We start from the raw sequence: 10,038 nt of genomic DNA, 5'->3' as shown, positions 1-10,038 counted from the left end.
AGCTCCAGAAATTGCGAAAAATCCGAAGATCCAAACGCGACTCTCCGGAACGATGCGACATCCCGCACTCTCAGGCCTCATTGTTCAGACCTTCCTTAGCGCTCGGTAACCGGCAGTGCTAACAGTTTGGCCTGGAATATGCTTCTGTCTTGGCGAGGGTCCCACCACGCAGGAGGACATATGCACGAGTCTTTCAAACAGGGCGCGCCGGCCGAGTTGTGGCAGGCGTTGGTACGTGAGGCGGGGCAGCGGATTGCACGTCCGCTGGACGAATCACGCGAGCACTATCTGGTGTTTGTGTTGCTGCGCTTTCAGCGCGATGCGCATTTGCTCTCGCGCACGCAGGCGCTGGCGTGGCTGCACGCGCAGGATCAGGTTGGCAGCGTGCGTGCCGATGCATTGCGCGATGTCGGCGATGGCTGTCTGTTGATTGCCGGGCTGTTTCCGGGCGTGGCGCAGCGTCGTCGGCTCAGCGTGGACTACTTCATCGATCTGGGGCGCGGTGCCTATTTCGAAGTGGCCGACACGCGTTGCAGCGATGCCGGCCTGTTCGCGCAGCTGGCCGGGAGCTACCACGAACTGGTACGCACGCTCGCCGCCTTACGCACCCCGTGCAACTGGCAGCCGGGCGCAGGCGGGATCCTGCATGCCTGAGCAGTGATCGCAGGCAGGGCCGGTCCCGACACCCGCGTCGGGCCCGTCCTGACTGCGGTCGCCCTCTCGCTGGCGCACACTATCCCGGCAGGCAGATCTGCCGGGTGGGGTTGTGCCATACCCGGCAATCGATGTCCTGCATTGTTGATGGCCACAGCGTTGATGTGCTGTGGCACATCGGTCGCGCTGCATGGGGGACATGCAGCGCGTCGCAATCATCCATAGGGACGGGGATTCATGAAAACGTATATCGCGGCGGTGCTGCTGGCATTGCCTGGGCTTGCCATTGCGCAAGACCTGCCGCCGGGCTATGCCGGTGAAGGTGGAATGACGCTGCAGGAGATCGATCCTGCCATCTATGCCTATCACTACGACCATGGGTTCGTTGGCGAAGATGCGATGGGCTGGGATCCTGCACTGCAATTTGCCTGGTCGCGCATCGCTGCTGCCAAGGTGTGCGGCCATCAGCCTGTCGAGCAGGAGGCCCTCGTTGCCAAGCTGGTCACGCAATACGGCCAGGATGCAGCTGTACATCAGGTCAGCGGCATCGGCTTTCACGAAGCGCAGATGCGTGCGTCCAGTGCGTTCTGTACGGCCACGCGTGGTGCAGAGGCCGTGGCCGTGATACCCGCATTTGCCGCCGGCGATTTTTCGACAGCGACAACGTATGCGGCCGCCGTAGCTGCGGGTACGGTGTCGGTTGCTACAACACAACAGCAATCCTCCCCGCAAACGCAGGGCGATGCCGGTGCGGTCGTTGCACCGTCGGCGGATTGGGCATTGCAGCTTCCGCTGCATTCCAGCATGCGTGTGGGTTCCAACGGTCTGCCTAATGGCGACGAGATGCTACGGGTGGTACGGCGCGGGCACACTGGTGCGGCAGTGGGTCTGCAGATCGCCACTAGCCTGTTCGCGCGCGGCATCGCAGTGTCGGCCTTCGGCAAGGGCCAGCTGAAGGGCGAGAAGATGGAAGGCCTGGGCAACCCTGGCTATCAATTGCAGCGCGATGCGGTCAATGCGCACCTGAAGACCTACTTCACCGGGCATCCGGCAGCGCTGCCGGTGGATCCGTTCCCGCTGCAGGTGGTGATATCGGATTGGCTGCTTGTCTACCAGAGCCTGGCCGACACCAAATCGCCCTACGAGCTGCGCTATGCAGTGACGATCGGCGGAGAGCGCAGCGGCCTTCTGAAGCGCAAGGCGAGCCCGGTCAATCTGGACTGTGCGCCGACACCGCGCACCGCCTCGCTGGAAGAGTGGGAAGCGAACGACTACGCGCTGGTCAAAGAGGCCGCGCAAGCCTACAGCGACGAATGCGCGGCGAAATTCGCCGAGCGGTTGCCGCAGTGGTTCCCGGACAGAGAGGCTGTTGCGACCTCGAACTGACACTACGCGCCGCGCTGCGTGCTGAGTGCGCGGCGTTTGTTCAACCAGGCGGGCAGTCATCCCTGCCGACACGCCCTGCCTGAGCACGCCGCTTTGCAACAACTGCCGGCGGCGCACAGGTTTGAAATAAAAAGCCCGGAACGATTCCGGGCTTTTTGATGCGTTACGCCAGCGGCGTATTGGAAATGATCTCCACCCAGTAGCCATCCGGGTCCTTGATGAAGGCCAGGTGCTTCATGCGGCCGTCTTCCAGACGTTTCTGGTAAGGCACCTTGAGGCTGTCGAAACGCGCGCAGGCGGCGTGGATGTCAGGTACCGAGATGCAGATGTGGCCGAAGCCGCGCGGCTCGCTGTTGCCGTCGTGGTAGACCGGGCCGTCCTGGGTTTCGGTGCCGTGGTTGTGGGTGAGTTCGAGCACGCCGGGGATGCCGGCCATCCACAGGCGACGTGCGGCATCGTCGTCCGGGATTGCGGTGCCTTCGGGCAGCAGCGCCAGGAAGTACAGGCTGAACTGGGCATCGGCAAAGTCGCGCGCATCCAGCAGGCGAAAGCCCAGCACGCGCGTGTAGAAATCCAGCGAACGCTGCGCATCCTTGACGCGCAGCATGGTGTGGTTGAACACGAAGCCGGCGGTGTCGGCGGGCGCGGTGCTGGCGCCGGGGACGTGTTGCAGATCGGTCAAAGGCATTGCGGTTTCCTTGTTGAAATCGGGAGGCAGTTCAGCGCTGCAGTGGACACCGATGTTAGCGAGGCAATGGTCGTCGGCGTGTCTGCATTGCGCAAGTTGGCGGTCTGGCCGCCATGGGTCGTGGCCGGTCGTCGGGGATGCCTGCAGCTGCACGCGTGCAGGCGGTGCGCATGGGCGTGGTGATTGGCGCCCATGCGCACCACTGTGGCTATCTCAGAACCAGATGCGCACGCCGGCAACGAACCGGCTGTCGCGTGCCGGTTCGTCGTCCATCGGGGCGCGTCGGGCAGTGTCGCCGAAGCGGCGGCTGTGGACCCAGCCGACGTATGGCGCAAAACGACGGGTGATTTCGTAGCGCAGCCGCAGGCCGACCTCGACCTGCTCCAGTCCGGTGTCCACGCCGCGCCGGTCATCGTCGGTGAGGGCGATGTTGGCTTCCACGCGCGGTTGCAGGATCAGGCGGTTGGTGAGCAGCACCTCGTATTCGCCCTCCAATCGCAATGCCGCGCGGCTACCGCCACCGACGTAGAGCGTGGCGTCGGTTTCGAACTTGTAGGGCGCCAGCCCCTGCACGCCGAAGGCCGCCCAGCTGCGCTGCTCGCCCGCTCCGATGTCCTGGCGTGCACCCACCAGCAGATCCCACCATGGCGAGACGGCATGACCGTAAAACGCCTCGATCGCTGCATCCTCGCTGCGTCCGGCATGCCGCTGGCCTTCGCTGCGTAGCCACACCCGGTCGATGTCGCCACCGATCCACGCACGTGCTTCCCACTCCTGGCCGCTGCCGCGATCGGTGTCGGAGGCTTCCAGCCGATCGAGCAGGACATAGTGGTGGATGCCTGGTGCGTGCATCGCATGGCGGTGCAATGGCACGAACGCCGCAGCGATCTCTTCGGCAGTGGGTTCCGGAATCGGCTCGCGCGGCAGCGCGGCACCGGCAAGCGATGCCGTGGGGGGGGTCTGTGCGTTGCTGGGCGGCGCATGCCCCATCTGCATGTGATCCATCGATCCATGCGGCATCGACGCGTGATCCATTGCACCGTGGTCCGTGTTCGCCTGCGGCTGGTGGGTGTGGTCCGGTTGTGGGTTCGGAGAGGTCGCGTGTGCGGCATGCTGGTCATCAACGTGCTGCATGCCTGCGTGACGCATCGATGCAGGCGATGCGGAAACGTCGTCTTGTCCCGGGCGTTGCGCAGGCGTGCTGTCCGCAAGGTTGGCGACTGGCGATGCAGTGCTGGAGTGCTGCGGATGCGCATGCTCCATCTGCATCGCATCTGCGCTCTTGCGCGCAGATGGCGGCGATGCATCTGTCGCGCCAGAGGCCTGTGGCTTGGCTGCCGTTGCCTGGTCGGCGCCGTGCATTGCAGCTGCACCATCGTCGCGCGCAGGTCCATCCATCGCCGCATGCACATGTTCTTGCGCAGCAGCCGATGCGCTCAGCAGCAGCGCAATCATCAACCGATAGTGGGTGCCGGGCGCGCTCATGCGTCCACCCGTACTTCGCGCATCATGCCCGCTTCCATGTGGTACAGCAGGTGGCAGTGATAGGCCCAGCGGCCCAGTGCATCGGCGCGGACGCGATAGCTGCGGCGTGTGCCGGGCGGCATGTCGATGGTGTGCTTGCGCACCTGGAAATTGCCGTCGGCGTCTTCCAGGTCGCTCCACATGCCGTGCAGATGGATGGGGTGCTGCATCATGGTGTCGTTGACCAGCACGATGCGCAGCCGCTCGCCGTACTGCAGCCGCAAGGGCTCTGCCGAAGCGAAGGCAATGCCATCGAACGACCATGCGAACTTTTCCATATGCCCGGTCAGATGCAACTCGATCTCGCGACCGGGTTCGCGGCCGTCCGGGTCGTCGAACAGGCTGTGCAGGTCGGCGTAGCACAGCACCCGGCGGCCGTCGTCGCGCAGGCCAACACCGGGATCGTCCAGGCGCGGCGCAGTGGCGTTGCTGCGCATGTCGATCAAGGGATTGCCATCTTCGCTGGCAGGGTGGTGTGGGGTCTTGTCGTGCGCATGCGCTGGGGCAGCGTCATGCGTGTGCAGTTCATGCCCCGCATGCGCGGCCTGCATCCCGGCGGCGCCGTGCATGGGCGGCATGTCATGGTGCATGCCGTCGCCGTGCCCCATGTCCTGCATGGTCAAGATCGCGCGCGGGTCCAGCGCAGGAATCGGCGCCTGCAACCCATGCCGCACCGCCAGCGTGCCGCAGGCGAATCCGGTGCGTCCCATGTCCTGCGCGAACACCGTAAACGCATCCTGGCCGATGGGTTCGACAAGCACATCGAAGGTTTCGGCCGCCGCAATGCGCAGTTCGTCCACGCTCACCGGGTGCACGTACTGCCCGTCGGCCGCCACCACGGTCATGCGCAGGCCGGGAATGCGGATGTCGAAGTAGGTCATCGACGAGCCGTTGATGAAACGCAGCAGCACCTTTTCGCCAGGCTTGAACAGCCCGGTCCAGTTGCCGGCTGGCGCGACGCCGTTGAGCAGGTAGGTGTAGGTGTTGGCATTGACGTCGGACAGGTCGGTCGGGGTCATGCGCATGCGCCCCCACATGCCGCGATCGGCCAGTGTTGCGCGCAAGCCATCTTCGCGCGCATCGCGCAGGAAATCGCCCACGGTCCGCTGCGCATAGTTGTCGTGGCTGGGCATCTGCTTGAGCCGACGGAACAGCGCGGCCGGGTCCAGATCGGTCCAGTCCGAGAGCAGCACCACATGCTCGCGATCGTGCCGATATGGCGGCGGTATCAGCGGGTCGATGACGATCGCGCCGTACAACCCGCTCTGCTCCTGAAACATCGAATGGCTGTGGTACCAGTAGGTGCCGGATTGGCGTAGCGCGAAGCGATAGTGATATTCCTGCCCCGGCGCGATGCCATCGAAGCTCATGCCCGGCACGCCGTCCATATTGGCCGGCAGCAACAGGCCGTGCCAATGCACCGAGGTCGGTTGATCGGCCAGCGCGTTGCGCACGCGCACGCTCACCGTGTCGCCCTCGCGCCAGCGTAGCGTGGGGGCCGGCAGGCTCTGATTGACGGTGATGGCGGTGCGCGTGCGCCCGGTGATGTTGACCGGCATGCGGCCGATCTGCAGCGCCTGGTTACTGCCGCGCAATACAGGCGTCACCGGCGTGGCCGCATGCGCCGCGCCGCGGCAGAGGCTGCCGGCTGCGGCAACACCGCCCAGCGCAAGGCCTTGCACGAAGCGGCGCCGGCTCAGGCCGCCATGGGAGGGTGGATCGAAAGAAGAGGGATCGAACGACATGACATCTCCGACGCCATCCGCCAACGCGGCGGACACGGCGCATCGCTGAAAAGCCCGCGCAACACGCACGCGGGGCCGATGACGGCAACGCCGTCAGCGCTCAGGCGATGGGAGGTCGAACCGGTTGCTCGGGCATGGGGCTGCTGCGCCCCACGGCCAGCGTGGCAGGTAGTGCGGGCCGACCAGGCAGCCCCGCCGGGACTGCAGGCAAGGTCAGCAGGGCGAGGCTGCCGTGTTGCAGGCAGTCGCAGCTGCCCAGTTTGCAGCAATCGGCCGCATGCGCATGCTTGCCATCGTCGGGCAACGGCATCTGCGCCTGCGCCGGCATGGGCTCGTGGCAGGGCATCGCGGCCGACACGGGCGCATGCGCCATTTGCGCCCGTGATGCGGTCGATGCCATTGCAGCCACTGCAGTCTGCGACATCGCCATGCCCACCGACGCCCACGCGCCGGTGGCCGTATTGGCAACCAGGCACAGGCACAGCAGCAGGCGGAGCAGACAACGCAGCACGGCATTCAACGCAGGCGGGCAGGTGTGGCGAGCATAGCATCGGCTCCCAGCTGTCCGCCCGATGACCCGCCCGCCGTGGCTGCATGCCCGGCAGCGGTAGAATTGGGGTTTCCTTTCGCCGCACAGTGCCGCCATGTCGCAGCGCCAGTGGGTGGCCGCCGCCATCCAGAAGATCGAAGCCGATTTCAACCGTTCGGCCGACACCCACCTGATCCCGATGGCCTTGCCGGGGTATCCGGGCATCGACCTGTACTTCAAGGACGAGTCCAGCCACCCGACCGGCAGCCTCAAGCACCGGCTGGCACGCTCGCTGTTCCTGTATGCGCTGACCAATGGCTGGTTGCGCGCCGGGCGACCGGTGATCGAGGCATCCAGCGGTTCCACCGCCATTTCCGAGGCCTATTTCGCGCGCTTGCTGGGCGTGCCGTTCATCGCGGTGATGCCGGCCTCGACCTCGCCGGAAAAAATCGCCGCGATTCAATTCCATGGCGGCCGCTGCCACCTGGTCGAGCGCGCCTGCGATCTGGACAGCGCCTCGCACCAGCTCGCCCGCGAAACCGGCGGGCATTTCATGGACCAGTTCACCTACGCCGAACGCGCCACCGACTGGCGTGCCAACAACAACATCGCCGAATCCATCTTCAAGCAGCTGTCCGAAGAGCCGCACCCGATTCCCGAGTGGATCGTCTGCAGCCCCGGGACCGGCGGCACCAGCGCCACCTTGGGGCGCTATGTGCGCTATCGGCGCCACGCCACCCGTATCCTGTGCGCCGACCCGGAAGTGTCGGTGTTCTTCGACGGCTATTGCCGTGCGGTGGAAGGGCACTGCCCCAAGGAACTGGCCATCACCGGCGGCTCGCGCATCGAAGGCATCGGCCGCCCGCGGGTAGAGTCCAGCTTCATCGCCAGCTGCGTGGATGAAATGATCAAGGTGCCCGATGCGCTGAGCCTGGCCGCGATGCGCCACGTCAGCGCCACGCTGGGCAAGCGCGTCGGCGGCTCCACCGGCACCAACTTCGTCGGTGTACTGCAGGCTGCGCAGCGCATGCGCGCGGCAGGCCGCACCGGCTCCATCGTCACCATCCTGTGCGATGCCGGCGAGCGTTACGCGCACAGTTATTACGATCCGGCCTGGTACGTGGCGCGCGACATCGACGTCACCGCCAGCGATGCGGCCATCGCCACTGCCGTGAACGGCGGCGAGTTGCCGACGCTGCCTTGTGCAGCGCTGGAATGACCGCCATCTCCTGGAATGACGATCAACGCGACAGCGCTCACCGCCAGGCGGGCGCGATCTGTGTTCGGAATCGGCATGTGCCGCGCGTGCATACCGGTTCCTGCGTGCCGTCCGCATACACCTGACAGCTGCTCGCCAGGTGTCGCCATCCCCTCTTTCTGTTCTTCCTGATCCAGTCCACCGCCGGAGCGCCCCATGACCAACCCGTTGCTCGACCTGTCCGGACTGCCGTCCTTCGATGCCATCCGCCCCGCGCATGTGGGCCCGGCGATCGATCAACTGCTGGCCGACGCCGAAGCCGCAGTGAAAGCGGCAGAGCAGGTCAGCCCGGTGCGCTGGGACAGCTTCGTGGTGCCGCTGGACGATGCCACCGAGCGGCTGTGGCGTGCGTGGGGGCAGGTGGGTCATCTGCAGGCGGTGGTCAATACACCCGAACTGCGCGAGGCCTACAACAGCAACCTGCCCAAGATCAGCCGCTTCGGCAGCGCGCTGGCGCAGAATCTGGCGCTGTATGCGCAATACAAGGCCTTGGCCGCATCGCCGGAAGCCGCGCACTACGACGATGCACGCCGCAAGGTACTGGAGAATGCGTTGCGCGATTTCCGCCTCGGCGGTGCCGAGCTGGATGACGCGTCCAAGGCGCGGTTTGCGCAAGTCCAGGAAGACCTGTCAGCGCTGGCCGCCACGTTTTCGCAGAACGTGCTCGATGCCACCGATGCGTGGTCGTACCTGACCGAAGACCAGGCCGAACTGTCTGGCCTGCCGGCCGAAGTCGTCGCTGCCGCACGCGCTGCTGCGGAAAAAGACGGCATGCCGGGATGGAAGCTCACCTTGCAGATGCCGTGCTATCTGCCGGTGCAAACCGATGCGGACAATCGCGAACTGCGCGCGCGGCTGTATCGCGCCAATGCCGAGCGTGCCTCCGAGTTCGGCGATGCCGCGCTGGACAACAGCGCCAATATCGATCGCATCCTCGCCTTGCGCGCCGAGTTGGCGCAGCTGCTCGGGTTTGCCAGTTACGCGGAGTATTCGGTGGCCACCAAGATGGCGCAGAGCCCGGACGAAGTGATGGGCTTCCTGCGCGATCTGGCGGTGCGCGCCAAACCGCATGCGCAGCGCGATCGCGCCGAGCTCGAAGCCTTCGCCCGCGACGAACTGGGCCTGGACGAACTGCAGGCCTGGGATCTGGCCTACGCCTCGGAAAAACTCAAGCAGGCGCGCTACAGCTTCTCCGAGCAGGAAGTGAAGCAGTATTTCACCGAGCCGAAGGTGCTGGCCGGCCTGTTCGATGTGATCCACAGCCTGTATGGACTGAGTGTGGAACCCGATAGCGCCCCGGTCTGGCATGAGGATGTGCGTTTCTACCGTCTGCAGGATGCACAGGGCGCGCTGGTCGGCCAGTTCTATCTGGACCTGTACGCGCGCGAAGGCAAGCGTGGTGGCGCGTGGATGGACGATTGCCGCAACCGCCGCGAGACCGCCAACGGCGTGCAGACGCCGCTGGTGTATCTGGTGTGCAACTTCGGGCGTGGCAGTGGCGATACGCCGGCCACGTTCCGGCATGGCGAAGTCACCACGCTGTTCCATGAAATGGGCCACGGCCTGCATCAGTTGCTCACGCGCATCGGCGAGTTGGGTGTGGCCGGCATCAATGGCGTGGAATGGGATGCGGTGGAGCTGCCGAGCCAGTTCATGGAGAACTTCTGCTGGGAATGGGAGCGCGTGCAGGCGATGACCGCGCACGTGCAGACCGGCGAGCCGCTGCCACGCAATCTGTTCGATCGGCTGCTGGCCGCACGCAATTTCCAGAGCGGCATGTTCACCGTGCGGCAGCTGGAATTTGCACTGTTCGACATGCAACTGCACAGCAGCTTCGACCCCAGCCAGGACAACGTGCTGCAGCTGATCGAGCGCGTGCGCGACGAGGTGGCGGTCAATCGTCCGCCGACGTGGAATCGCTTCCCGCACCAGTTCAGCCACATCTTCGCCGGGGGGTACGCTGCCGGTTACTACAGCTACAAGTGGGCCGAAGTGCTCAGTGCCGATGCCTACGCCGCCTTCGAAGAAGCACCCGAACAGGTGGCCGATACCGGCGCGCGCTTCCGCCATGAAGTGTTGTCGCGTGGCGGCAGCCGCAGTGCGGCCGACAACTTCCGCGCTTTCCGTGGTCGCGCGCCAACCATCGATGCGCTGTTGCGGCACAACGGCATGGCCGGCTGAGCGTGCCTTGCGCTGCGATGGTTCGAGGTGTCGCGTTCGTGTTGCGTTGAGGTTGCCTGGGTTATATCTGTCG

8 protein-coding genes and 1 other RNA gene are annotated in these 10,038 nt (G+C 65.3%); 5 read left to right on the top strand and 4 right to left on the bottom strand.

What is annotated here, in order from left to right:
• Window positions 1-180 precede the first annotated feature (180 nt).
• Both GGR62_RS16035 and GGR62_RS16030 read left to right on the top strand, forming a co-directional pair.
• On the top strand, window positions 181-654 hold the full coding sequence (locus tag GGR62_RS16035; protein ID WP_184408842.1) for a hypothetical protein: 474 nt from the start codon (window positions 181-183) through the stop codon (window positions 652-654).
• Between the two features lie 237 nt (window positions 655-891).
• Complete coding sequence (locus GGR62_RS16030; RefSeq protein WP_184408841.1) at window positions 892-2,040, top strand: hypothetical protein; 1,149 nt, start codon at window positions 892-894, stop codon at window positions 2,038-2,040.
• A 163-nt stretch (window positions 2,041-2,203) separates the two neighbouring features.
• Here GGR62_RS16030 and gloA read toward each other — a convergent pair whose 3' ends face one another.
• The 4 genes from gloA to GGR62_RS16010 all read right to left on the bottom strand — a co-directional run bounded on the left by gloA (window position 2,204) and on the right by GGR62_RS16010 (window position 6,508).
• The gene (gloA, locus tag GGR62_RS16025; RefSeq protein WP_184408840.1) at window positions 2,204-2,728 is read right to left on the bottom strand and encodes a lactoylglutathione lyase; all 525 of its coding nucleotides are present in this window, start codon (window positions 2,726-2,728) and stop codon (window positions 2,204-2,206) included.
• Window positions 2,729-2,941: 213 nt separating this feature from the next.
• Window positions 2,942-4,213 carry a copper resistance protein B gene (locus GGR62_RS16020; protein WP_184408839.1) on the bottom strand — a complete coding sequence of 424 codons (1,272 nt, stop codon included), beginning with the start codon at window positions 4,211-4,213 and terminating at the stop codon, window positions 2,942-2,944.
• Window positions 4,210-5,997, bottom strand: coding sequence for a copper resistance system multicopper oxidase (locus GGR62_RS16015; RefSeq protein WP_184408838.1), 1,788 nt, complete (start codon window positions 5,995-5,997; stop codon window positions 4,210-4,212). The genes GGR62_RS16020 and GGR62_RS16015 overlap by 4 nt, the downstream gene beginning before the upstream one ends.
• A 100-nt stretch (window positions 5,998-6,097) precedes the next feature.
• A complete protein-coding gene (locus tag GGR62_RS16010; protein WP_184408849.1) occupies window positions 6,098-6,508 on the bottom strand; it encodes a CopL family metal-binding regulatory protein in 411 nt (136 codons plus the stop codon).
• Between the two features lie 133 nt (window positions 6,509-6,641).
• Here GGR62_RS16010 and GGR62_RS16005 point away from each other — a divergent pair, with 133 nt between their 5' ends.
• From GGR62_RS16005 to GGR62_RS15995, 3 genes are all read left to right on the top strand, one after another.
• Window positions 6,642-7,745: a PLP-dependent cysteine synthase family protein gene (locus GGR62_RS16005; RefSeq protein WP_184408837.1), complete on the top strand. Its 1,104-nt coding sequence runs from the start codon at window positions 6,642-6,644 to the stop codon at window positions 7,743-7,745.
• A 75-nt stretch (window positions 7,746-7,820) separates the two neighbouring features.
• Window positions 7,821-7,896: non-coding RNA, sX9 sRNA (locus GGR62_RS16000), on the top strand.
• Between the two features lie 44 nt (window positions 7,897-7,940).
• Window positions 7,941-9,965 (top strand): M3 family metallopeptidase, encoded by a 2,025-nt coding sequence (locus GGR62_RS15995; RefSeq protein ID WP_184408836.1) that lies wholly within the window; start codon window positions 7,941-7,943, stop codon window positions 9,963-9,965.
• Window positions 9,966-10,038: the final 73 nt, after the last annotated feature.

This window comes from Xanthomonas sp. 3075, assembly GCF_014197275.1.
Classification (GTDB): Bacteria; Pseudomonadota; Gammaproteobacteria; order Xanthomonadales; family Xanthomonadaceae; genus Xanthomonas; species Xanthomonas campestris_B.
This window is presented reverse-complemented; position numbering and strand designations above follow the sequence as displayed.